At 61.9% G+C, this 21468-nt stretch carries 23 protein-coding genes; 15 read left to right on the top strand and 8 right to left on the bottom strand.

Going from position 1 to position 21468, the window contains the following annotated elements:
- Window positions 1-215 precede the first annotated feature (215 nt).
- Window positions 216-2981: a formate dehydrogenase subunit alpha gene (gene fdhF / locus ACMHLQ_RS09950; RefSeq protein WP_415404620.1), complete on the top strand. Its 2766-nt coding sequence runs from the start codon at window positions 216-218 to the stop codon at window positions 2979-2981.
- Window positions 2982-2998: 17 nt separating this feature from the next.
- Here fdhF and ACMHLQ_RS09945 read toward each other — a convergent pair whose 3' ends face one another.
- Entirely contained in the window at window positions 2999-3994 is a 996-nt protein-coding gene (locus tag ACMHLQ_RS09945) for a hypothetical protein (protein WP_415404619.1), read from the bottom strand.
- A 192-nt stretch (window positions 3995-4186) separates the two neighbouring features.
- Between ACMHLQ_RS09945 and ACMHLQ_RS09940 the strand changes: the two genes are divergently transcribed.
- On the top strand, window positions 4187-5377 hold the full coding sequence (locus ACMHLQ_RS09940) for a Zn-dependent hydrolase (RefSeq protein WP_415404618.1): 1191 nt from the start codon (window positions 4187-4189) through the stop codon (window positions 5375-5377).
- Here the strand turns inward: ACMHLQ_RS09940 and ACMHLQ_RS09935 are convergent.
- The 3 genes from ACMHLQ_RS09935 to ACMHLQ_RS09925 all read right to left on the bottom strand — a co-directional run bounded on the left by ACMHLQ_RS09935 (window position 5365) and on the right by ACMHLQ_RS09925 (window position 8212).
- Window positions 5365-5589 carry a WGR domain-containing protein gene (locus ACMHLQ_RS09935; RefSeq protein ID WP_415404617.1) on the bottom strand — a complete coding sequence of 75 codons (225 nt, stop codon included), beginning with the start codon at window positions 5587-5589 and terminating at the stop codon, window positions 5365-5367. The genes ACMHLQ_RS09940 and ACMHLQ_RS09935 overlap by 13 nt on opposite strands.
- A 27-nt stretch (window positions 5590-5616) precedes the next feature.
- A complete protein-coding gene (locus ACMHLQ_RS09930) occupies window positions 5617-6252 on the bottom strand; it encodes a response regulator transcription factor (RefSeq protein ID WP_415404616.1) in 636 nt (211 codons plus the stop codon).
- 61 nt (window positions 6253-6313) lie between these two features.
- Window positions 6314-8212 (bottom strand): PAS-domain containing protein, encoded by a 1899-nt coding sequence (locus ACMHLQ_RS09925; RefSeq protein ID WP_415404615.1) that lies wholly within the window; start codon window positions 8210-8212, stop codon window positions 6314-6316.
- Window positions 8213-8404: 192 nt separating this feature from the next.
- Here ACMHLQ_RS09925 and ACMHLQ_RS09920 point away from each other — a divergent pair, with 192 nt between their 5' ends.
- Entirely contained in the window at window positions 8405-10375 is a 1971-nt protein-coding gene (locus tag ACMHLQ_RS09920; protein ID WP_415404614.1) for an AMP-binding protein, read from the top strand.
- A 130-nt stretch (window positions 10376-10505) separates the two neighbouring features.
- Here ACMHLQ_RS09920 and ACMHLQ_RS09915 read toward each other — a convergent pair whose 3' ends face one another.
- The gene (locus ACMHLQ_RS09915; RefSeq protein WP_415404613.1) at window positions 10506-10670 is read right to left on the bottom strand and encodes a hypothetical protein; all 165 of its coding nucleotides are present in this window, start codon (window positions 10668-10670) and stop codon (window positions 10506-10508) included.
- 82 nt (window positions 10671-10752) lie between these two features.
- Here ACMHLQ_RS09915 and ACMHLQ_RS09910 point away from each other — a divergent pair, with 82 nt between their 5' ends.
- Genes ACMHLQ_RS09910 through ACMHLQ_RS09890 form a run of 5 tightly spaced genes read left to right on the top strand, consistent with a single transcriptional unit; the run spans window position 10753 to window position 14206 of the window.
- The gene (locus ACMHLQ_RS09910; RefSeq protein WP_415404612.1) at window positions 10753-11571 is read left to right on the top strand and encodes an ABC transporter ATP-binding protein; all 819 of its coding nucleotides are present in this window, start codon (window positions 10753-10755) and stop codon (window positions 11569-11571) included.
- Window positions 11564-12058, top strand: coding sequence for a hypothetical protein (locus tag ACMHLQ_RS09905; RefSeq protein WP_415404611.1), 495 nt, complete (start codon window positions 11564-11566; stop codon window positions 12056-12058). The genes ACMHLQ_RS09910 and ACMHLQ_RS09905 overlap by 8 nt, the downstream gene beginning before the upstream one ends.
- On the top strand, window positions 12048-12635 hold the full coding sequence (locus ACMHLQ_RS09900) for a hypothetical protein (protein ID WP_415404610.1): 588 nt from the start codon (window positions 12048-12050) through the stop codon (window positions 12633-12635). The genes ACMHLQ_RS09905 and ACMHLQ_RS09900 overlap by 11 nt, the downstream gene beginning before the upstream one ends.
- The gene (locus ACMHLQ_RS09895; protein ID WP_415404609.1) at window positions 12632-13171 is read left to right on the top strand and encodes a hypothetical protein; all 540 of its coding nucleotides are present in this window, start codon (window positions 12632-12634) and stop codon (window positions 13169-13171) included. Before ACMHLQ_RS09900 ends, ACMHLQ_RS09895 begins: the two co-directional genes overlap by 4 nt.
- Window positions 13172-13174: 3 nt before the next feature.
- Entirely contained in the window at window positions 13175-14206 is a 1032-nt protein-coding gene (locus tag ACMHLQ_RS09890) for a branched-chain amino acid ABC transporter permease (RefSeq protein ID WP_415404608.1), read from the top strand.
- 63 nt (window positions 14207-14269) lie between these two features.
- Here the strand turns inward: ACMHLQ_RS09890 and ACMHLQ_RS09885 are convergent, their stop codons facing one another.
- The gene (locus ACMHLQ_RS09885; protein ID WP_415404607.1) at window positions 14270-14596 is read right to left on the bottom strand and encodes an SHOCT domain-containing protein; all 327 of its coding nucleotides are present in this window, start codon (window positions 14594-14596) and stop codon (window positions 14270-14272) included.
- 125 nt (window positions 14597-14721) lie between these two features.
- On the opposite strand from ACMHLQ_RS09885, the gene ACMHLQ_RS09880 reads away from it, so the two are divergent.
- The 6 genes from ACMHLQ_RS09880 (at window position 14722) to ACMHLQ_RS09855 (ending at window position 19970) form a co-directional block, all read left to right on the top strand.
- Window positions 14722-15798 carry a branched-chain amino acid ABC transporter permease gene (locus ACMHLQ_RS09880; protein ID WP_415404606.1) on the top strand — a complete coding sequence of 359 codons (1077 nt, stop codon included), beginning with the start codon at window positions 14722-14724 and terminating at the stop codon, window positions 15796-15798.
- Between the two features lie 90 nt (window positions 15799-15888).
- Window positions 15889-17172, top strand: coding sequence for an ABC transporter substrate-binding protein (locus ACMHLQ_RS09875; RefSeq protein ID WP_415404605.1), 1284 nt, complete (start codon window positions 15889-15891; stop codon window positions 17170-17172).
- A 72-nt stretch (window positions 17173-17244) separates the two neighbouring features.
- A complete protein-coding gene (locus ACMHLQ_RS09870) occupies window positions 17245-18069 on the top strand; it encodes an ABC transporter ATP-binding protein (protein WP_415404604.1) in 825 nt (274 codons plus the stop codon).
- Between the two features lie 22 nt (window positions 18070-18091).
- Entirely contained in the window at window positions 18092-18472 is a 381-nt protein-coding gene (locus tag ACMHLQ_RS09865) for a hypothetical protein (RefSeq protein WP_415404603.1), read from the top strand.
- A 1-nt stretch (window position 18473) separates the two neighbouring features.
- On the top strand, window positions 18474-18761 hold the full coding sequence (locus ACMHLQ_RS09860) for a DUF6958 family protein (RefSeq protein WP_415404602.1): 288 nt from the start codon (window positions 18474-18476) through the stop codon (window positions 18759-18761).
- 3 nt (window positions 18762-18764) lie between these two features.
- Entirely contained in the window at window positions 18765-19970 is a 1206-nt protein-coding gene (locus ACMHLQ_RS09855; protein WP_415404601.1) for a phenylacetate--CoA ligase family protein, read from the top strand.
- Here the strand turns inward: ACMHLQ_RS09855 and ACMHLQ_RS09850 are convergent.
- Together ACMHLQ_RS09850 and ACMHLQ_RS09845 are read right to left on the bottom strand one after the other, a co-directional pair.
- A complete protein-coding gene (locus tag ACMHLQ_RS09850; protein ID WP_415404600.1) occupies window positions 19967-20323 on the bottom strand; it encodes a DUF1428 domain-containing protein in 357 nt (118 codons plus the stop codon). The two genes, ACMHLQ_RS09855 and ACMHLQ_RS09850, sit on opposite strands and share 4 nt — an antisense overlap.
- 21 nt (window positions 20324-20344) lie before the next feature.
- The gene (locus tag ACMHLQ_RS09845) at window positions 20345-20800 is read right to left on the bottom strand and encodes a VOC family protein (RefSeq protein WP_415404599.1); all 456 of its coding nucleotides are present in this window, start codon (window positions 20798-20800) and stop codon (window positions 20345-20347) included.
- Window positions 20801-20886: 86 nt separating this feature from the next.
- On the opposite strand from ACMHLQ_RS09845, the gene ACMHLQ_RS09840 reads away from it, so the two are divergent.
- On the top strand, window positions 20887-21381 hold the full coding sequence (locus ACMHLQ_RS09840) for a MarR family winged helix-turn-helix transcriptional regulator (protein ID WP_415404597.1): 495 nt from the start codon (window positions 20887-20889) through the stop codon (window positions 21379-21381).
- The last annotated feature ends 87 nt before the right edge of the window (window positions 21382-21468 follow it).

Raw genomic sequence — 21468 nt, 5'->3', positions numbered from 1 at the left:
GGTGTGTTCTAGGGCAGCGTGCGCGTGGTGGAAAGTGCGGGACCCTCCGGGGGGCATATTTTGCGGAACAATGAAGCATGGATGAATGCGCCGGGGAACGGTGTCGTGGATCGGAAACTCCTGAGACGCAAAATCGGGCCTTGGTGTCGGGAATGGGAGTCCTGTTGGGCGCTGAGCTGGCATAGATTGGCCGCGATTGCAGGGAGATGCGCGCGATGACGGATAAGGTGACATTCACGCTGGACGGGGCCGAAGTCGAGGCCGAGGCTGGCATGACGATCTGGGAAGTGGCCAATGGTCGTGGCCTTGTCATTCCGCATCTGTGCCACAAACCGGCCCCCGGCTATCGCCCCGACGGCAACTGCCGCGCCTGCATGGTCGAGATCGAGGGCGAGCGGGTGCTGGCCGCCTCGTGCATTCGCGAACCGTCCGAGGGCATGGTTGTCACCACCAATTCCGCCCGCGCCGAAAACGCCCGCAAGATGGTGGTCGAGATGCTGGTGGCCGATCAGCCCGAACGTGATGTGGCGCATGACAAGTCTGCCCACCTGTGGGACATGGCCGAGATGAACGGCGTGACCGAGAGCCGGTTTCCCAAGCTGGAAGAGGGGCGCATTCCGCTGCTGGACGATTCCCATGTGGCGATGTCGGTCAATCTGGATGCCTGCATTCAGTGCGGGCTGTGCGTGCGCGCCTGCCGCGAGGTGCAGGTCAATGACGTGATTGGCATGTCGGGCCGGGGGCATGACAGCTATCCGACTTTCGACATGGCCGACCCGATGGGCGACAGCACCTGTGTGGCCTGCGGCGAATGTGTGCAGGCCTGTCCGACCGGGGCGCTGATGCCCGCGACCGTCGTTGACGATCAGCAAGTGGGCGACAGTGCCGATTTCGATTCAGAGGTCGAGAGCATCTGCCCGTTCTGCGGCGTCGGTTGCCAGATTTCGCTGAAGGTGAAGGACGGCAAGGTCAAGTATGTCGATGGCATCAATGGCCCGGCGAATGAGGGGCGCTTGTGCGTGAAGGGCCGCTTTGGCTTTGACTACATCCACCACGATCACCGCCTGACGAAGCCGCTGATCCGGCGGGAGGATGCGCCTGCCAAGGGGCTGAATGTGGACCCCGGTGATTGGTCGACCCATTTCCGCGAGGCGTCGTGGGAGGAAGCGCTGGATTTTGCCGCGAACGGCATGAAGGGGCGGGGCCGTGAGGTGGCTGGCTTTGGCTCGGCCAAGTGCACCAACGAGGAAGCTTACCTGTTCCAGAAGATGATCCGGCAGGGGTTTGGCCATAACAACGTCGATCACTGCACGCGGTTGTGCCATGCGTCTTCGGTCGCGGCGTTGATGGAGAATGTGGGGTCGGGGGCTGTGACCGCCACCTTCAACGAGATCGAGAATGCGGATGTGGCGATTGCCATTGGGTGTAACCCGATCGAGAACCATCCCGTTGCCGCCACCTATTTCAAGCAGTTCACCAAGCGCGGTGGCAAGCTGATCGTGATGGACCCGCGTGGGCAGGCGCTCAAGCGCTTTGCCAGCCACATGCTGCAATTCCGCCCCGGCGCGGATGTGTCGATGCTGAACGCGATCATGCATGTGATTGTCGAAGAGGGCCTCTACGACCAGCAGTACATTGACGCCTATACCGAGAATTGGGAGGCCGAAAAGGAGCACCTAAAAGGGTTTGAGCCTGAGAAGATGGCAGAGATCTGCGGGATCGAGGCAGAGGTGCTGCGCGATGTGGCGCGCACCTTTGCCGGGGCCAAGTCGGCGATGATTTTCTGGGGCATGGGCGTCAGCCAGCACATTCACGGGACCGACAATTCGCGCTGCCTGATTTCGCTGGCCCTGATGACCGGTCAGGTGGGGCGCCCCGGTGCGGGCCTGCACCCCTTGCGGGGGCAGAACAACGTGCAGGGCGCCTCGGACGCTGGGCTGATCCCGATGTTCCTGCCGGATTATCAGACGGTGACGGATGATGGCGTACGCTCGGCGTTCACGGACGTGTGGGGCTCGGGTGATTTCTCGAACGAAAAGGGGCTGACCGTCACCGAGATCATGGATGACGTGCATGCGGGCAACATCAAGGCGATGTATGTGCTGGGTGAGAATCCGGCCATGTCGGACCCGGATGTGGAACATGCGCGCGCTGCTTTGGCCAAACTCGATCACCTGGTGGTGCAGGACATTTTCATCACCGAGACGGCGAACTATGCCGACGTGATCCTGCCCGCCTCGGCCTTTGCCGAGAAGTCGGGGACCGTGACCAACACCAACCGCCAGGTGCAGATGGGCCGCCCTGCCGTACCCCCGCCCGGAGAGGCGAAGGAAGATTGGTGGATCGAGGTGGAACTGGCGAAACGGCTCGGCCTTGGCTGGGATTATCAGAGCCCGGCGGATGTGTTTGCCGAGATGAAACTGAACATGAAGTCGCTCGACAACATTACCTGGGATCGCCTTGAGGGGCAGAATGCGGTGACCTATCCGTCGCTGTCACCCGAGGATCCGGGCCAACCGATCGTGTTTGGCGATGGCTTTCCCCGGCCCGACGGGCGGGCCCGGTTCACGCCTGCGGCCGTGATCGCGCCGGATGATGTGCCGGATGCGGATTATCCGATGATCCTGACGACGGGGCGGCAGCTGGAGCACTGGCACACAGGGTCGATGACGCGCCGTGCCTCGGTGCTGGATGCGGTCGAGCCGGAGGCGAACTGTTCGCTGCACCCATCGACCTTGCGCAAGTTGGGTGTGCCTGCGGGTGGCATGGTGCGGCTGACCACCAAACGCGGTTCTATCGAGATCATGGCGCGCGAAGACCGTGCTGTGGCCCCGGACATGGTGTTCGTGCCCTTTGCCTATGTCGAGGCGGCGGCGAACATCCTGACGAACCCGGCGGTCGATCCCTATGGCAAGATCCCTGAGTTCAAATTCTCGGCTGTGCGGGTCGAGGCGGCAACGGATGCGGTGGCGGCGGAATAACCGCCGCCCCACCTCCATCACGCATTCGGGGTCACGCGGCCCAGGATATAGCCGGATATGCCGCCAAGCAGGGCGGCGAGTTCCTTGTCCTCGAGGATGCCGGTCATGCCGAACAGGATGATCGCAATGACGAGCGAGAACAGGGTGAGGAACTGGATGCCCGCCTGACCGGAGAAAATGGCGCGCCGCACGGTCTCATCCGTGAAGGCCATGAAGAAAAAGCCGATGATCACCACGCCCACAAGCGAGGCAAAGGCGATGGTGATATAGAGCTTGAACCGGTTTTCGGCCGTTTGCGGGATCAGCAACAGGTTGATGTCGTTTTCGACCTCGAATTGGCGGTCGACCTTGGCTTGCAGCGCTGTTTCGGTCTTGGCGAGGCTTTCGTTGGCCGTCTTCTTGCGGGCCTTGATATCCTCGAGCAGCGCGTTGAGGTCGGCAGTCTGAACTGTCACGCGCGACTCTGAAATCTCGACCTCGGCGGTTGCAACGCGGATGCGCGATTCGATATCTTCTATGTGGCTTTGCCCGCGCAGCCGTTCTTCTGAAATGCGGTCTTCCATGTCAGCGAGGAAAGACGCGACCTCTTCGCCCTTTGCCTCGTCTGCCTTGGCACGTTCGATATCTGCCTCGATCCGTCTGATGGTGCGTTCGATGTCCTTTTCCACAAACGCCTTTTCGTTCTGGAGCCTGCGCAACTCCTCCCGCTTTTGCAGCGTTTCCATGTCCTGTACCGGTGTCACGGGCGCGCGCCGTAGCCTGGAGTTGATGTCCTGCTCTTCCGCTTCGAGGTTGCGGATCTGGCTGAGGATACGGTCGCGTTCTGCGCGCAGACGTGGAATTTCTGCCAGCAGTTCGCTGCGTTCATCGCGCAATTGGGTGAAGGACAAATCCTTGCGCGCGTCGGACACTGCCTGTTCGTCCGATTGCGTCTGGGCCTGTGCCGTCAGTGCCTGAAGGCCGGTCAGGAACAGGATGCTGAAAAGCAGGGTGGTGAAAAAAGCAGAGCGCATTGTGCCCCTCCGATGCTGAAATGCCGGTTCGGAACCGATGGGAGAATGAAAAAGCAAACCGTAAAAAGCTACCGATGGTAGTATTGTGCGCCTTGGTGCGCATCGTCAAGAAACTTGATACATCAAGCAAACGGATGCGGATGGGTGCGTATCCCCCTCGCAAAACCTGCCCGGTTGGTTAGGGTTGGCGCCATGTTGGATGCATCCCGGTTCCTGTCTGATCTGAAACATTTGCGCAGCTTTGGCGCGCAAGGCGCGGGCGTGGTGCGCCCGGCCTATTCTGCACCCGACATTGCCGCGCGCGACTGGTTGGCTGCGCGGATGGGCGAGGCGGGATTGGCCGTGCGGTTTGATGCGATGGGCAATCTGTTTGGCTTGGCAGAGGGGCCATCGCTGTTACTGGGGTCGCATTCCGACAGCCAGCCGACCGGCGGGTGGCTGGATGGTGCGCTGGGCGTCGTTGCCGCATTGGAGGTCGCGCGTGCGGCCCGCGCGGCGGGTGGCCCTGCCATTTCGGTCGTGTCCTTTCAGGATGAAGAGGGGCGGTTTGGCGTGACCACTGGCTCGGCCGTCTGGTCGGGTGGGCTGTCCCTGGCAGAGGCGGACAGGCTGGTTGACCATGATGGTGTCACGCTGGCCGAAGCGCGAGCGGCCTTGGCAGACCGGGTGGGTGCGGAGGTTGATCCGGCGCAGTTCACAGGCTTTGTCGAGTTGCATATCGAGCAGGGTCCGACACTTGATACAGCGGGCGAGCAGATCGGGGTCGTGACGGATATCGTTGGCATCCGTGATCGGGTCATCACGCTGCGCGGGCAACAGAACCACGCGGGCACCACGCCGATGGCGTTGCGGCGCGATGCGTTTCAGGGGCTGTCGGCCTTCAACACGCGGCTGAATGACCGCTTGCGCAACGTGGTGACGCCCCAGACCGTGTGGACCATCGGCCATGTGTCCCTATCCCCCAATGCGTCCTCGATCGTGCCGGGCGAGGTTCGGTTTTCCATGCAGTGGCGCGACGGGGATGCGCAACGGTTGGAGCGGATGCAGGGCGTGATCGAGGAGACCCTCACCGAAGTGACAACAGAGTTGGGGCTGGAGGTCGAGATGGGCTCGCTCTTGGGGCTGGAGCCTGTGGCGATGGATGCGGGCCTGCGTGCGCGGCTTGAGGCCGGGGCCGAGGTGGTTGCACCGGGCCAGTGGCGCAACATGCCGTCGGGGGCCTTGCATGACGCCACCAATGTTGCGCGCCTTATGCCTGTTGCCATGCTGTTCGTGCCGTCGATCAACGGGATCAGCCATGCGTTTGAGGAGGACACGGCAGAGGATGATCTGGTTGCGGGCCTGCGCGTGCTGGCCCATGCCGCCGGGGTTCAGGCGCGCTGATATCCGCGCCCCAAGGCGCGTTGCCGGTAGCGATCCGCTGCGGATGAGGCGGCTCGCAGGTCGCTGTGGCAGGACACGCGGCGGCAGGGTTGGCCCCCGATGGTGCCCCATTCGATCACCACTGAGGCCTCGGCAAACAGGTTCATCGTGATCTCGACCCGGTAGAACCGGGCGTGGCGGGCACCGTGGCGATAAAGCAGAACGTCAACCATGCGGCGATTCTGCCATGAGTTGAATCCTTATGTCCACTCTACGTCCCCAAGAAAGATATAGCCCGCCCCGTAGATCGTCTTGATCAGGCGCGGGTTCTTGGGGTCTTCGCGCAGTTTGGTGCGCAACCGGCTGATGCGCACATCCATCGCCCGGTCAAAGCTGTCGCCTGCACCACCGCCAAGCATTTCCTGCATCTGGGCGCGGGATATCAGCCGTTTGGGGGCGTCGAGGAACAGGCGCAGCACCTCGCCTTCGGCATGTGAAAAGGGTGTGTTGCCCCCATCGGCATCGGTGAGCGTGTAGCTGTCAAAGGACGCCGTCCAGCCGTTGAACCTGGCCACCTGCCCGGTGGTTTGCGCCGGTTTCGGGCTGCGCAGGCGCACGCGGATGCGTGCAACCACCTCTGCCGGATCGAACGGTTTGATGATGTAGTCATCTGCGCCCAGTTCCAGCCCGGTGACCCGGTCCTGCACCTGCGCACGGCCCGATATGATGATGACCGTGGCCCCTTGTTCCAGCGCCAAGCGGTGCACGAGCGTCAGCCCGTCGGTATCGGGCAGGCCAAGATCGACAAGGCAGACATCGGGTTTGTGGGTTTTGAGCGCCGCCTCGAACGCGCTGGCACGCGAGAAGGACAGCGTGCGGAACCCGGCCTCTTCCAAAGCGTCCGACAGGATGGTGCGAATGGCCGGTTCGTCATCGAGGATGGTGACCAGGGGGCTGTCATGCCGCCGCCTCGGTCTGCAACAGGGCGGTGAGGTCGCGGGCGAGGAAGGGTTTACGCAGCACCGGCGCGGTCTGGCTGGCCATCTGGTAAAGCGGATCGCTCGGCGCAAGCGAGGTCATCAAGATGACGGGCAGGGTGCCGGCAAGTTGCTGCGCAAGGTCCACGCCTGTGCGGCTGCCCGAGCCGAGGTTCACATCCGAGAGCACCAGGCGGATGTCGGGCAGATCGGCCGTCAGGGCGATGGCCTCGTCCACGCCCGCCGCCTCGATCACCGCATTGCCAAGGCCGGTCAGCATGTCGCGGTAGTGCTGGCGCAGCTCGGGTTCGTCCTCGACCAGCAGCACCAGTGCGCCGCTGATCCGCGGGGCGGGGCGCAGGGGCAGGCGCAGACGGACGCGCGCGCCCGTGTCGCCATTGCCCAGTTTCAGATCACCGCCCGCGCGCTTGGTCATGTCATAGACCATGGGCAGGCCCAGGCCGGACCCTTCACTGCCCTTGGTGGTAAAGAACGGATCGCAGCCATGTTCCAGCGCATCCGGGGAAAAGCCGGGGCCGCTGTCGGTCACGGTGAATTCGAGCCATGTGTCATGCACCGCGCTGGCAGTGAGCGTGATCTGGCCCTGCACGCCACAGGCATCGCGCGCGTTCAGGATCAGGTTGAGCAGGGAGTCCTTGACCATGCCGGGGTCGAGCAAAAACTGGCCGTCAAAGTGGCACGGGGCGACCTTCAGTGTCAGATCGGCGGGCAAGGTGGAGCGCGCCAGCGTTTGCACGTCGCCGAGCAGGGTCGCGATCTCGGTCGCGGCGGGGCGCATGGCGCGGCCCGCTGTCATGTCGGCAATCGCGTTCAGCAACTCGCCGCCGCGCCGGGTGGCGGACAGGGTCCCCTCTATCAAACCGCCTGCCTCGTCGGGCAGGTCGGGCAGCCGCGCGAGCTTGGATTGCAGGCCAAGAATGATCGTCAGCAGGTTGGAAAAGTCATGGGCAAGGCCCGAGGTCATTTGCGCGGCGAGGGTGCGGCGGCGTGTCTGTTGCAGGGCGACGCGGGCCTGGGTTTCTTCGGTGATGTCCATCGACAGGATGTAGACACCGCCCGTGCCATCGGGGGTAAACGCGCCCCGGATACGGCGGGCGCTGGCATTGTCGGTGAACTCGGCCACCGACGCCTCGCCCTGATAGGCGCGGGTCAAGGCCGGGGCGATGCGGCCATAAGCAAAGTCGCCCAGCACATCGGCAATGGACATCCCAAGGATGTCTGCGGGCCGCCCGGGCATCACCGTGTTCAGCTTGCGATTGGAAAAGATATAGCGCCCGTCGCGGTCCACATGGGCGATGTGGGCGGGCATCATCTCGGTCGTCAGGCGCGTGCGCGCCTCGGTCTGGGTCAATTGGCGCTTGGCCTCTTCCAGCGCCGTGACGGTGGCGGCCAGTTGGCGGTTCGTCGCGCTCAGCGCCTCGGTATGTTCCAGCACCTGCTCGCTGAGTTCGGAGGCGCGGGCGCGCAACAGGGCCTCTTGGGCCTTGGTGTGCGAGATGTCGGTGTAGACGGTGACCCAACCGCCCTGCGGCAGCGGAGAGCCCTCGACCGAGATGGTACGCCCGTTGGCGCGGGTGCGTTCCATGTAATGCGGTTCGAAATTGCGGGCCTGATCCACGCGTTCCTGCACAAAGGCGTCGATGTCGTCGATGGGCCCGTATTCGCCCCGCATCGCCAGATGGGTGATGGTTTCGCGAAAGGTGGCGCCGGGTGTGACCAGCGCGTCGGGCAGATCGAACATCTGCTGGAAAGGCGCGTTGCACACGGCAAGTCGCAGGTTGTGATCGAATATCGTCATGCCCTGCGCGATCAGGTTCAGGCCGGAGGCCGTAAGGGAGGGCGACGGATCGGGTTGCATATCCCATGGCTAGCACTGTCACGCCGCGCCATTCAACGCCGCAGATCGGCCTGTTACAATTCGTAAGGTTTGGGAAAACATCAGGAAAAAGTTGACCTTCAGCGTGGCTACGACATCCTTAGGCAAACAAGGAATCGCCTGAGCGATCATGCGTGACCCCCAAAAGATGGGGCGCGCCTGGGAGGATAGAAGTTGGTAAATTCGCCTGATGGCGCACAGGGGCTGGTTTCGGTCCCTGCGCTCTTGCACCGGAATGCAACGGAGTTCGGGGACGCACCTGCGTACCGCGAGAAAGAATTCGGCATCTGGCAAAGCTGGACCTGGGCCGAGACCCGCGAAGAGATCGAAGCGTTGGCGCTGGGTCTGATCGACCTGGGCGTGAACGAGGGCGATTTCATCGCCGTGATCGGGCGCAACCGCCCCTATCTGTATTGGTCGATGATGGCGGCGCAGATGTGTGGGGCCATCCCCGTGCCGCTTTACCAGGACGCCGCGGCCGAAGAGATGGCCTATACCCTCGGGCATTGCGGCGCGCGGTTCGTGATTGCGGGCGATCAGGAGCAGGTGGACAAGGTGATCGAAGTGCAGGGCGAATTGCCCGACTTTGAGCAGATGATCTACCTCGATCCGCGGGGCCTGCGGAAATACGACCATTCCCGGCTGCACCAATATTCCCACGTGCAGGATGTAGGCCGCGCCAAGCGGGACGAGCTGAGCCCTGAAATGGCGCGCCGGATCGGGCGGCTGAATTACGACAGCACTTGCGTGATGCTTTATACTTCCGGCACGACGGGCAAGCCCAAGGGCGTGGTGCTGAGCAACCGCAATGTGATCGAGACCTCGAAATCGTCGTCGGAATTTGACGATCTGCGCCAGAGCGATGACATTCTGGCCTATCTGCCGATGGCCTGGGTGGGCGATTTCATCTTTTCCGTGGGACAGGCGCTGTGGACGGGGTTTTGCACCAATTGCCCAGAAAGTGCCGACACGATGCATGTCGATCTGCGCGAGATCGGGCCGACCTATTACTTTGCCCCGCCCCGCGTGTTCGAGACCCAGCTGACCAATGTGATGATCCGGATGGAGGATGCGGGCAAGCTGAAGCAGCGCATGTTCCATCATTTCATGGAGCACGCCCGCAAGGTGGGACCGGCCATTCTGGATGGCAAGGATGTCAGTTTCGGGGATCGGCTGAAGTATCAACTGGGCGAGTTGATGGTCTATGGGCCGCTCAAGAACACGCTCGGGTTTTCGCGGGTGCGCGTTGGCTACACTGCCGGAGAGGCGATTGGCCCCGAAATCTTTGATTTCTATCGGTCTTTGGGCATCAACCTCAAACAGCTTTATGGTCAGACCGAGGCGACGGTGTTCATCACAGCCCAGCCGGATGGTGAGGTGCGCAGTGACACGGTGGGTGTGCAATGCCCCGGCGTGGAGTTGAAGATCGCCGAGAATGGCGAGGTGTTTTACCGCTCACCCGGGGTGTTCGTGGAGTATTACAAGAACGCCGAGAGCACGGCAGACACCAAGGATCCGGAAGGCTGGGTGGCCACGGGCGATGCCGGGTTTATCGAGCCTGATACCGGCCATCTGCGCATCATCGACCGCGCCAAGGATGTGGGCAAGATGGCCTCGGGCGCGCTGTTTGCGCCAAAGTATGTTGAAAACAAGCTGAAATTCTTTCCCAACATTCTGGAAGCTGTCGTGTTTGGGAATGGGCGGGATGAATGCACCGCCTTTATCAATATCGACCTGACGGCGGTCGGGAACTGGGCGGAGCGCAACAATATCGGCTATGCCTCCTACCAGGAACTGGCGCAGCACCCTCAGGTGCTGGCCACGATCAAGGGGCATGTGGAAGACGTCAACACCTCGGTCGCGCAGGACGAGATGTTGTCGAGCTGCCAGGTGCACCGCTTTGTCGTGCTGCACAAGCAATTGGATGCGGATGATGGTGAGTTGACGCGGACGCAGAAGGTGCGTCGCCGGATCATCGAAGAGAAATACGCCGACATCATTGCCGCGCTTTATGATGGGTCGTCAGAGGTGTCGACCACGACCGAGGTCACCTATGAAGACGGGCGCAAAGGGTCGATTTCAGCGACCCTGACCATTTGCGACGCGCATGTGTCTGCGGTTGTGACGAAGATGGCGGCGGAGTGATGGTGGTTCGACGCTCGCCTGCGGCATCGCCCCGCCCACCATCCCGTTGGCCGCGCGCTATGGCGGGCTGTGCGGGTGTTGCTAATCAACCCTCCGGGGGGATTTTTCTGGAACAGAGAAGGGGCGCGCGTCAGTCTGCAAAGACGTGTCGTACCGCGCAGCGCAGGCGGTTGTCGCCTGTGAAGGCGCCAATGCTGTTGCGCATCAGGGTGCGGGTTTCCTGCGCGCTCAACCCTTTGCGGCGGCAATCGAATGCAAGTTTCAGCAGATAGCGGCGTTCCGTTTGTTCAAACATGATGGGCCCTCTGATGTGATGGCTCAGCTTGCCCGGAAAATGGTTAAAATCTCGCTGACAGTGCGGGCGACGGAGATGGGTCATGCTTGATCAGACCGAAGGTTACACCACCGCGGATGGCCGCAAGATCGGCGGCGTCGTGATGGAGATGAAGAGTATCACCCTGCGATTTGGCGGGGTCGAGGCGATCAAGGATATCTCGTTCGACATCCGCGAGGGCGAAATTCGCGCCATTATCGGGCCCAACGGGGCTGGCAAATCCTCGATGCTGAACGTGATTTCGGGCTTTTACATCCCGCAGGAGGGGCAGGTCTATTACAAGGGTGCGCCCCGCCCGCCGATGAAGCCGTTTGAAGTGGCCCGCCAGGGCATTGCGCGCACGTTTCAGAACATCGCCCTGTTCGAGGGGATGAGTGTGCTCGACAACGTCATGACGGGGCGGTTGACTCATATGAAGACGGGGCTGTTTGCGCAGTCCTTGTGGAAGGGCAAGGCCGAGGCCGAAGAGACTGCGAACCGGGAAGTCGCTGAAAAGATTATTGATTTCCTCGAAATTCAGGCGATCCGCAAGACGCCTGTGTCGCGTCTGCCCTATGGGTTGAAAAAGCGGGTCGAGCTGGCGCGTGCCCTGGCGGCGGAACCCTCGCTGTTGCTGCTGGATGAGCCGATGGCGGGGATGAATGTCGAGGAGAAGGAGGACATGAGCCGCTTTATCCTTGATGTGAACGACGAGTTTGGCACGACCATTGCGCTGATCGAGCATGATATGGGCGTGGTCATGGACCTGTCTGACCGCGTGGTTGTCATGGATTACGGCAAGAAGATTGGCGATGGGACACCGGATGAGGTGCGCGGCAATCAGGCGGTGATCGATGCCTATCTGGGTGTGGCGCATGACTGAGTTTGGGGCCGGCATCAGGCTGTCATCCCTTTTTGCAGCGTGTACCCGCGCGCTCCTCGCGATTTGCGCGACATTTGCGATTTCGGGTGCGGCGCAGGCGGGGACGGCCTGGGACATGTTCGTGGCCCGCTGTTTGGACCCGTTTGAGCATCAGACCCTGCCCATAACGGATGGGTTAAAGGCGCAGCCCATCGACCAGATGCACGAGGCGCGCCGGGTCTATGGGCCGACCGAAGAGGGGTTTGTGCTGGTGCTGGATGCGGCCCCATCCGAGGGCGAGCGGGCCTGTGTGGTCGAGGTGGCGGCCAAGGAGATGACGGATGCCGAGCTGGCCTGGCGCTATGCACAGCTGTCGGCTGGACGCTATGCGCCAGAGGGCGCGTGGCTGGTCAGCCATGAGTGGATCGAACCGCGCGTGATGGTGCGCACCGGGTCGTCGCAAGCGCGCACGTTCTATGCCGTGGTGGAGACCGACCTTGAGAGTTAGAGCGCTTGCCCTCGTCGCGGCCCTGTGGGGCGCACCGGCCCTCGCGCAGGAACCGGCGATTTGCGACGCTTCGCAGCCCGGCATGGCGGATTTGTGCGGCATCATCGAGATGCGGTGCCTGCCCTACCTCGAGGACCCGGGGAGCCTGTCGCCCCGGGACATCATGCCGATCCCGCGCACGTTCCGCCGCTATTTCGAGAGCACGTTGAATTCCTACGCGCTGGGCTATCAGGAGACGGATCTGGACCGCACGCTGGTGGTGTTCATGTATGACGAACCTGCCTGCGAGATCATTTCGAGCGGGTTGAGTTACTCCGAGTTGCTGCTGGCCTTTATGGAGTGGCGCGCGGGTCCGGGCGCGCGGTTTGTGTCGACCACGGGGTTCGAGCCGGTGAGCCGAGTGACGATGGATCGCGCCTATGCGGCCGCGTTCCTTGCGGCCCCGCGCCGGGATGGTCGCGTGACCGAGATCACACTGAACTGGAACCTGACATTCGAAGGGCTGACGCGCTTGCGCGTGAGTTACCAGCCCTTGCGGGATCACACGGCGGATTTGATGGGGGTGGCGTTGAAATGAGGGTGATTGCGGTTCTTTTGGCCTTGTGCCTTCCCGGGTCCGTTCTGGCGCAGGATCAGGCAGCCTTTGAGGCGGGCCTGGGCGAATGTGCCCGCTACATCACGGCCAAGCCGACGGCGGCGTGGAATTTCCAGGTGCCGCCCATGAGCCTGGATGAGGATGAGAGTGGTATAGATGCGACGGTGGTTTATCCGCAGGGGTCGGGGGGCGGTTTCGATTTCGCGGTGAGCTTTGATTTCGCGCGCGGCAACTCGACCACGCCGGGCAGTTGGACCTGCGGCGGCAGCGGGCCGAAATCCCCGCAATGGCCTGCGTTCAACACAACTGGCTGGATTGGCGCGGATGCGCGGCTGCGTGCGAACGGGTTGGTGGAATTGAAGTTCCCCCCGCCTCAACGCGCCTATGCCAACTGCACGGCGGACTCGCCGGATGTGTATTTCCTGTTCAACGCAGGGGACGGTGACCGGGTCGTGTTTGCCGCGACAACGGGGCCAGCGGCCAGTGCATTTTGCACCTCAATGGGATGGAAGGGTTAAGCCATGTCAGATCAACTGATCTATGCGATGGAGGTCTTTCTGAACGGCCTCATGGCGGGTGTGATGTATGCCCTTGTCGCCCTTGGTTTTGTCCTGATCTTCAAGGCGTCGGGCATCTTCAACTTTGCCCAAGGGGTCATGGCGCTGTTTGCGGCGATGACGCTGGTGGGCATTCAGACGGGGCAGGTGCCCTTTGCCCATCTGATCAACGCGACATTCGGCACGCATATCCACCATTTCGGATGGGAGGTGCATTCGATCATCGCGATCCTGTTGACGGTGGTGGTGATGGTGGCCCTCGCCTGGGCGGTGCAGCGGTTCATCTTTCGTTTTCTCGTGGGGCAGGAGCCGATCATCCTGTTCATGGCGACCATTGGGTTGGCCTATCTGCTGGAGGGCGTCGCGGACCTGATGTGGGGGTCGGAGATCAAGAAACTGGATGTCTGTCTGGCCGAGGGGACCTGCCTGCCGCAGGGCATCAACCTCGCCATTGACGAGGCGACGTTCAACATCTTTGGCTACGGGTTCTTTATCGACAACCTGGACATCACGGCGACCATCATTGCGATCCTGCTGGTGGCCGTTCTGGTCGCGTTTTCGCAATACACCAAGCAGGGCCGTGCCATGCGCGCCGTTGCGGACGACCATCAGGCGGCTTTGTCCGTTGGTGTGTCGCTGAATTACATCTGGATATTGGTGTGGTCGGTGGCGGGCTTTGTCGCGCTGGTGGCGGGCATCATGTGGGGGGCCAAATCGGGTGTGCAGTTTTCGCTGAGCCTGATCGCGCTCAAGGCCCTGCCGGTCCTGATGCTGGGCGGCTTTACCTCGATCCCAGGGGCCATTGTCGGTGGCCTGATCATTGGTGTTGGTGAGAAGCTGTTCGAGTTCTTCATGTCTTCGGGTGATCTGGCGGGGGCGCTGTTCGGTTTTACCATGAACGCGACCGAGAACTGGTTTGCCTATGTGCTTGCGCTGATTTTCCTGGTGTTCCGTCCGCAGGGACTGTTTGGGGAGAAGATCATTGAGCGTGTGTGATCCTCGAACGGACGACCCCATTGGGCCTTGCCCAATGAGACCCGCCCGCCCGGGAACCTTCGTTTACCCATCCAACTGGCGGAACAGTGTCACGGTCAGTGCGGCCAGCACGGTGATCGACAATGTCATCGCGATCATCAGATCGCCCGTCAGCAGCAGCGTTGCCCCGGCACAGAATGTCAGCACAAAGATGCACAGCAGCAGCGTTTGCCACAGCCGCCCGCTGGTGCGCCGCGCCGGTTCGCGCGCCGGCGGTTGCCGCGCGGTTTCATCGGCATCCGGTATCGCCTCGATCAGGTCCGCCTTGGCGGCGGCCAGATCGACGGCCGAGATTTCACCCCGCGCATGCGCGGCATCGAGACGACGGATGTCGTCCAGAATTGCAGTCATAAGACCCACTCCATTTTCCCACGCCCAGATTGGCATGGGGATTGGCGGGAAATGTGGCGAAACGGGAAAACCTGGGGACGTGGTTAAGGCCATCTCCGCAACAGGTCGCAAGGGGAGCGTGACATATGCTGTATCGTGAGGCGGGCGATTTTTCGACGACATATCCGCAGGATAGCCAGACCTTTCCGATCAAGTTCGACCGGTATCGCTACTATTTCGTACTGGCCTTTGCCGTGTTGGTCATGCCCTTTGTGATGACGGATTATCTGGTCAATTCGATCTTTTTGCCTTTTTTGATCTATGCGATCGCCGCCATCGGGCTGAACATTCTGACCGGATATTGCGGGCAGGTTTCGCTGGGAACGGGCGGTTTCATGGCGGTGGGCGCCTATGCCTGTTACAAGCTGATGACGGCCTTTCCCGACATCAACATCTTTTTCCACGTGATCATTGCCGGGGGCATCACGGCCCTTGTCGGCACGGCCTTTGGCCTGCCGTCCCTGAGGATCAAGGGGTTTTACCTGGCCGTGGCGACGCTGGCGGCGCAGTTTTTCCTGGTGTGGCTCTTCAACAAGGTGTCGTGGTTCTACAACTACTCGGCCTCGGGACAGATCAACGCGCCCGAGCGCAGCGTGTTTGGGATCGAAGTGACGGGCCCCAATACCGAAGCCTGGGCGACCTATCTGTTCTGTCTGGTCTTTACCGTGGGTGCGGCGATCATCGCGCGCAACCTGACGCGCGGGTCGGTTGGGCGGCAGTGGATGGCGATCCGCGACATGGACATCGCCGCCGAGATCATCGGGGTGAACCCGCTGAAGGCCAAGCTGACCGCCTTTGCCGTGTCGTCGTTTTTCGTGGGTGTGTCGGGGGCCTTGTTCTTTGCCGTCTATCTGGGCGCGGTCGAGGTGGGCGAGGTGTTTGGGATCACCAAATCGTTCCTTGTTCTGTTCATGATCATCATCGGCGGCCTTGGATCGATCTTTGGTTCGTTCGCGGGGGCGGCGTTTCTTGTGGTGCTGCCTGTCGTACTCAAGATCGTGGGCGTGGACCTGATGGGCTGGCCCACGGATATCGTGGCGCATTTCCAGCTTGTGATCGTGGGCGCGCTGATCATCGTGTTCCTGATCCTGGAACCGCATGGGCTGGCGCAGCTGTGGCGCGTGGCCAAGGAGAAGTTGAGATTGTGGCCGTTCCCGCATTAGCGGCCGGTCGCCAAGAATGGCGGGGACAACCCCGCCCTACGGATGGGCCGCAAGGCCTCACATCGGACAACCATTAGGGAGGAATTACCGATGAAGATGAAACTAGGAGCGATGAGTGTGGCGGCCATAATGGCAGCGGCACCTGTGATGGCGGACCTCGTGTTCCCCAGCCTGAGCTATCGTACAGGCCCTTATGCGGCGGGCGGTATCCCGTTTGCGGATGGCTATGCGGACTACTTCACCATGCTGAACGAGCGTGATGGCGGCATCGGCGGCGTCGCGGCCCGCGTTCTGGAATGCGAGACCGGCTATAACACCGAAAAAGGTGTCGAATGCTATGAGTCGACCAAGGGCGAAGGCGCGCTGGTGTACCAGCCCCTGTCCACCGGCATCACCTATCAGCTGATCCCCAAGGCGACGGCTGACGGCATCCCCGTCCACTCGATGGGCTATGGCCGGACTTCGGCCAAGAACGGCAACGTGTTCAGCCACGTGTTCAACTATCCCGCCAACTACTGGGATGGCGCGTCGGGTGCGATCAACTACCTGCTTGAGGCCAACAATGGCGACATCTCGGGCAAGAAAATCGCTCTGGTCTATCACAACTCTGCCTATGGCAAGGAGCCGATCCGCACGCTGCAGGGCCTCGCCGAAAAGCACGGCTTCGAGCTGATGGAAGTGGCTGTGGATCACCCCGGTCAGGAGCAGAAGTCGCAGTGGCTGCAAATCCGCCGCGAACGTCCCGACAATGTCCTGATGTGGGGCTGGGGCGTGATGAACCAGGTGGCGATCCAGGAAGCGGCCAACATCCGCTATCCGATGGAAAACTTCATCGGCATCTGGTGGTCCGGTTCGGAAAACGACGTGCTGCCTGCAGGTGATGCGGCCAATGGCTACAAGGCGCTGACGTTCCACGGTGTGGGCAGCGACTTCCCCGTGTTTGACGACATCCAGAAATACGTTGTCGAGGCGGGCAAGGCGGCAGGCGCCGGTGATCAGGTCGGTACGGTTCTGTATAACCGCGGCCTTTATGCGGCGATGCTGGCAGCCGAAGCGGCCAAGACCGCCCAAGGCATCCACGGCACGGCAGATATCACGTCGGCCATGATGCGGGACGGCATGGAAGCGCTGGAAATCACCGAGGCCAAGATGGCCGAACTGGGTCTGCCAAACTTTGGCCCCGAGTTCACCGTGTCTTGTGCCAACCACGGTGGTGACGCCCTTGTGGGTGTGACCCAGTGGGATGCGAGCGCTCAAAGCTGGTCGCTGATTTCCGAGTTCAAGCCTACCGATGGCGACATCATCGGGCCGCTGATCGAGGAAGACAGTGCCGCCTATGCCAGCGAGAACGGTATCGACCCCAACTGCGGGTAAGTGATCTGTTCCCGGCGGCGGCACCTGTTGCCGCCGGGGATTTGCATATTTTGAGAACAATGAAGGTGGGTCATGCTGGACAGCCAAGTCGAAGCCGAGACCGTACTTGAGGTCAACAATATCGAGGTGATCTACAATCACGTGATCCTCGTGTTGAAGGGCGTGAGCCTGAAGGTGCCCAAAGGGGGCATCACCGCGCTCTTGGGCGGCAATGGCGCGGGCAAGACGACCACCTTGAAATCCATTTCCGGCCTATTGGCGAGTGAGCGGGGCGAGGTGACCAAGGGGTCGATCCTCTATCGTGGGCAGAACACGGCCCATGCGGACCCGGCTGATCTGGTCAAGCGCGGTGTGGTGCAGGTGATGGAGGGCCGTCACTGTTTCGAGCACCTGACGGTCGAAGAAAACCTGTTGACTGGCGCCTACACGCGCTCGGATGGCAAGGGTGCGATCGCGGCGGATCTGGAGATGGTCTATGACTATTTCCCGCGTCTGCGCGAACGTCGGAAGAGCCAAGCCGGGTATACCTCGGGCGGGGAACAGCAGATGACGGCGATTGGCCGGGCGCTGATGTCGCGCCCCGAGACGATCCTGCTGGATGAGCCGAGCATGGGTCTGGCCCCGCAACTGGTGGAGCAGATTTTCGAGATCGTGAAATCGGTGAACGAGAATGAGGGCGTGACCTTTCTGCTGGCCGAGCAGAACACAAACGTCGCCCTGCGCTTTGCCCATTATGGCTACATCCTGGAATCGGGGCGTGTGGTGATGGACGGCCCAGCGGCAGAGCTGCGCGAGAACCCGGATGTGAAGGAATTCTACCTCGGCATGTCCGATGAAGGGCGCAAATCGTTCCGCGACGTGCGGTCCTACCGCCGCCGCAAGCGTTGGTTGAGCTGACACCTTGTAGGGAGTGAATGCGATGAAGATGATTGTGACGTCTGTTTTGGTGCTGTTGAGCGCGGGCGCTGTCTGGGCGCAGGAGATCGCGCGCGAGGAAATCCGGCGTACAGCGGTGCCCGGTTCAGAGACGATGGAGGTGATTGTCACCCGCCTGTCCGTGCCTGTGGGCGCGACGATCCCGCTGCACACCCATCCCGGTGACGAGCATGCAGTTGTGATCACCCCGGCCAAGGCCGAAGCGCCCAATGGCAACATCGTGGAGTTTGCGGTCGGCACACCGCTGTTTTTCCCCGAAGGACAAGTGCATGGCGGTCTGACCAATGTGGGGGATGGCCCGATGGTCGCGATCACCACGCATGTGGTGCGCAAGGGCGTGCCGCTGACCGAGCTTGCGAACTGAGATGGAGCGGGTCGCCTGCCGCACCCCCGCCGAAGGGCGCGACGGTGTGACGAACATCCCTGCGTGGAAGTTCGAGGCGGTGCGATCGGCCATTCTGGGGGCGCTGGCCGATGGCCCGATCCTCTACAAGGATCTGAACGCGGCGGTGGGCGCGCGGCTGGATGAAGAAACATTGGCCAACCTCGGCAAGCTGGGCTGGCACGTGGTGACGGTAAAGCTGGAATTGGAAGTGCGGGGCGAGATCGAACGCCTCGATGTTAAGGGTCCGCAACAGATCAGGGCGGTGTGAGCGATGTTGGGCAAAGTGTATTTCGACGAACTTGAGACGCGATCCAGTGACGCGCGCCATGCCGCGCAGCTGGAGGCGGTGAATGCCCAGTTGGCCCGTGTGGCCGGGGCCGATGACACTTGTCTGCCGGATATTGGCAAGTTGACCTATCTCGACGATCTGCGCCACTTGCCGGTGCTGCGCAAATCCGAGCTGGCCAAGTGGCAGGCGGACAAGCCGCCCTTTGGCGGTATGCCTGTCAGCAATGTCGCCCATGTGTTCCAATCGCCGGGGCCGATTTATGAACCCGGCGGTGTTTCCCACGACTGGTGGCGCATGGGCCGGTTCCTGCATGCGGTGGGGATCGGTGCGGATGACATCGTTCAGAACTGCTTTGGCTATCATCTGACCCCTGCGGGCATGATTTTTGAGAGTGGTGCGCGCGCCGTGGGTGCGGCGGTGCTGCCTGCGGGTACCGGCCAGACCGAGTTGCAGGTGACAGCTGCCCGCGACATCGGCACCACGGCCTATGCGGGCACGCCGGATTACCTGAAGGTCATCCTCGACAAGGCGGACGAGATGGGCGTGACCCTCAAATTCTCCAAGGCGGCGGTGGGCGGTGGGGCGCTGTTTCCGTCGCTGCGCCAAGAATATGCGGATCGCGGGATCACCTGCATGCAGTCCTATGCTACCGCCGATCTGGGCAACATCGCCTATGAGACGCCGAGCCTGGAAGGCATGGTCGTGGATGAGGGCGTGGTGGTCGAGATCGTGACGCCGGGCACGGGCGATCCCGTGGCGCCCGGCGAGGTGGGCGAGGTTGTCGTGACCTCGCTGAACCCGGATTATCCGCTGATCCGCTTTGCCACGGGTGATATGAGTGCAGTGCTGCCGGGCCATAGCCCCTGCGGGCGCACCAATATGCGCATCAAGGGATGGATGGGCCGCGCCGATCAGACGACCAAGATCAAGGGCATGTTCGTGCGCCCCGAACAGGTTGCCGCATTGGTCGCCAAACATGACGAGGTGACCCGCGCCCGTGTCATCGCCCGCCGCGACGGGCAGCAGGACGCGATGCTGGTGCAGTTGGAGAGTGCGGGCGGAGACAACGCAGCCTATGCCGACAGCATCGTCTCTACCCTCAAGCTGAAGGGCACGGTCGAGGTGGTCCCCCCCGGCAGCCTGCCGCGTGATGGCCTCGTGATCGAGGACCAGCGCAGCTACGACTAAGGGGTTTCGACCACTGGGTTGAACCCGGCAAAGATCATCCGCTTGCCATCGAAGGGCATGGGGTTTGCATCGTTGTTCATGCGCGGATCGGTCATCATCTTTTCAAAGCCTGCATCGCGCGTCGCGCGGTCGGGCCAGATGATCCAGCCTGCGGTCACGACTTCGCCCTTGTCCGCATTCACGTCCTTGCGGAACGAGGTCACCTCGCCCTCGGGCACGTCGTCGTCCCACGCATCGAGCACGGAGAGTGCGCCGCATTCCATGATGACCTCGTGCGCGATTTTGGAAAAGGCGATGAAGGCGTCCTTTTTGTCTGGTGTGACGGGGGCGGCGAACATATCGACATAGGGCATAGCGTGGTCTCCTTTGGTCGTTCAGGCAGCGATGGCTGCGTCGAGTGCGGCCAGGTCAAGCCGCTTCATCTGGATCATGGCGTCGAAGGCGCGTGTATTCGTGTCGGCGCCGTTGCCAAAGAGGCGGTCGATGAACCCTTCGGGGATGATTTGCCAGCTGACGCCGAACGGGTCGGTGACCCAGCCGCATTGTACCTCTGATCCGCCAGCCTTCAGCAGCGCGTCGTAAAGCGCGTCGGCCTCTGCTTGCGGCAGAGTGACGGCGATGGATGCCGCGGGGCTATGTGTCTGATCGGGGCCTGCTTGAAGCGCAGAGTAGGGTGTGCCGCCAAGGGTGAAAAAGATCAGCGTCGCTGGCGCATCAGGCGCGCGTCGGTCGATCCGTTCGATCCGGCTGTTGGGCACAAGGCGGGTGTAGAGCGTCACCGCCGCTTCGGCATTGTCGTCAAACCAGAGGCAGGTGCGCACTTCGGTCATGTGGACCCTCGTTCAGTTGGGAATCGGTGCGGGTTCGGGCATCAGCGTGATTGACAAATACGTTGAGGTCAACATATTTTGAAATCATGAGAGATGACCTGCCGCTTTCCACCACACATGAGGTCCGCGACAGGTGCTTGTGCCTGCATCTGCACAGGGCCGCGCGCAGCATGGCGCGCCGGTTTGACGAGGTGTTGCGCCCCTATGGTCTGACCCACGGGCAGTATTCGCTGATGATGGCCCTGAACCGGCCCGATCAACCCAAGCTGGGAGAGGTCGCGCAGTTTCTGGCGATGGACCGCACCACGATGACGGCCAACATCAAGACGCTGGAAAAACGAGGGTGGGTGCGTGTGGTGCCTGACCCCAAGGACAGGCGCAATCGCCGCCTGACCCTGACCGATGCGGGCCGGGACGTGTTGGTGGCCGCTGTGCCCGCGTGGCGGGACGAGCATGACCGGGTGGATGCGTTGCTGGAGACGCTGGTGGGGACAGGGGACGACATGCGCCCCGGCCTACGCGCATTGGCCTATGGCCAGATGCCCGAAGAGGGTGGAAGCCCGAGTGAAAACGTAAGATAAGGGCAAAACCCTAGCCGCGAGTGCCCGTTTGACCTTTGCCAGCCTGTCATCGCCGTCGTCCCGGACCGGTCCGCGCGCCCTGTCGTG

This window comes from Tateyamaria algicola (assembly GCF_047715485.1).
Classification (GTDB): Bacteria; Pseudomonadota; Alphaproteobacteria; order Rhodobacterales; family Rhodobacteraceae; genus Tateyamaria.
This window is presented reverse-complemented; position numbering and strand designations above follow the sequence as displayed.

What these genes read in the sequence shown, in the direction of transcription:
- fdhF (WP_415404620.1), top strand. Translation starts at nt 216, where the DNA reads ATGACGGATAAGGTGACATTCACGCTGGACGGGGCCGAAGTCGAGGCC.
- ACMHLQ_RS09945 (WP_415404619.1), bottom strand. Translation starts at nt 3,994, where the DNA reads ATGCGCTCTGCTTTTTTCACCACCCTGCTTTTCAGCATCCTGTTCCTG.
- ACMHLQ_RS09940 (WP_415404618.1), top strand. Translation starts at nt 4,187, where the DNA reads ATGTTGGATGCATCCCGGTTCCTGTCTGATCTGAAACATTTGCGCAGC.
- ACMHLQ_RS09935 (WP_415404617.1), bottom strand. Translation starts at nt 5,589, where the DNA reads ATGGTTGACGTTCTGCTTTATCGCCACGGTGCCCGCCACGCCCGGTTC.
- ACMHLQ_RS09925 (WP_415404615.1), bottom strand. Translation starts at nt 8,212, where the DNA reads ATGCAACCCGATCCGTCGCCCTCCCTTACGGCCTCCGGCCTGAACCTG.
- ACMHLQ_RS09915 (WP_415404613.1), bottom strand. Translation starts at nt 10,670, where the DNA reads ATGTTTGAACAAACGGAACGCCGCTATCTGCTGAAACTTGCATTCGAT.
- ACMHLQ_RS09910 (WP_415404612.1), top strand. Translation starts at nt 10,753, where the DNA reads ATGCTTGATCAGACCGAAGGTTACACCACCGCGGATGGCCGCAAGATC.
- ACMHLQ_RS09905 (WP_415404611.1), top strand. Translation starts at nt 11,564, where the DNA reads ATGACTGAGTTTGGGGCCGGCATCAGGCTGTCATCCCTTTTTGCAGCG.
- ACMHLQ_RS09895 (WP_415404609.1), top strand. Translation starts at nt 12,632, where the DNA reads ATGAGGGTGATTGCGGTTCTTTTGGCCTTGTGCCTTCCCGGGTCCGTT.
- ACMHLQ_RS09890 (WP_415404608.1), top strand. Translation starts at nt 13,175, where the DNA reads ATGTCAGATCAACTGATCTATGCGATGGAGGTCTTTCTGAACGGCCTC.
- ACMHLQ_RS09885 (WP_415404607.1), bottom strand. Translation starts at nt 14,596, where the DNA reads ATGACTGCAATTCTGGACGACATCCGTCGTCTCGATGCCGCGCATGCG.
- ACMHLQ_RS09880 (WP_415404606.1), top strand. Translation starts at nt 14,722, where the DNA reads ATGCTGTATCGTGAGGCGGGCGATTTTTCGACGACATATCCGCAGGAT.
- ACMHLQ_RS09875 (WP_415404605.1), top strand. Translation starts at nt 15,889, where the DNA reads ATGAAGATGAAACTAGGAGCGATGAGTGTGGCGGCCATAATGGCAGCG.
- ACMHLQ_RS09870 (WP_415404604.1), top strand. Translation starts at nt 17,245, where the DNA reads ATGCTGGACAGCCAAGTCGAAGCCGAGACCGTACTTGAGGTCAACAAT.
- ACMHLQ_RS09865 (WP_415404603.1), top strand. Translation starts at nt 18,092, where the DNA reads ATGAAGATGATTGTGACGTCTGTTTTGGTGCTGTTGAGCGCGGGCGCT.
- ACMHLQ_RS09860 (WP_415404602.1), top strand. Translation starts at nt 18,474, where the DNA reads ATGGAGCGGGTCGCCTGCCGCACCCCCGCCGAAGGGCGCGACGGTGTG.
- ACMHLQ_RS09855 (WP_415404601.1), top strand. Translation starts at nt 18,765, where the DNA reads ATGTTGGGCAAAGTGTATTTCGACGAACTTGAGACGCGATCCAGTGAC.
- ACMHLQ_RS09850 (WP_415404600.1), bottom strand. Translation starts at nt 20,323, where the DNA reads ATGCCCTATGTCGATATGTTCGCCGCCCCCGTCACACCAGACAAAAAG.
- ACMHLQ_RS09845 (WP_415404599.1), bottom strand. Translation starts at nt 20,800, where the DNA reads ATGACCGAAGTGCGCACCTGCCTCTGGTTTGACGACAATGCCGAAGCG.
- ACMHLQ_RS09840 (WP_415404597.1), top strand. Translation starts at nt 20,887, where the DNA reads ATGAGAGATGACCTGCCGCTTTCCACCACACATGAGGTCCGCGACAGG.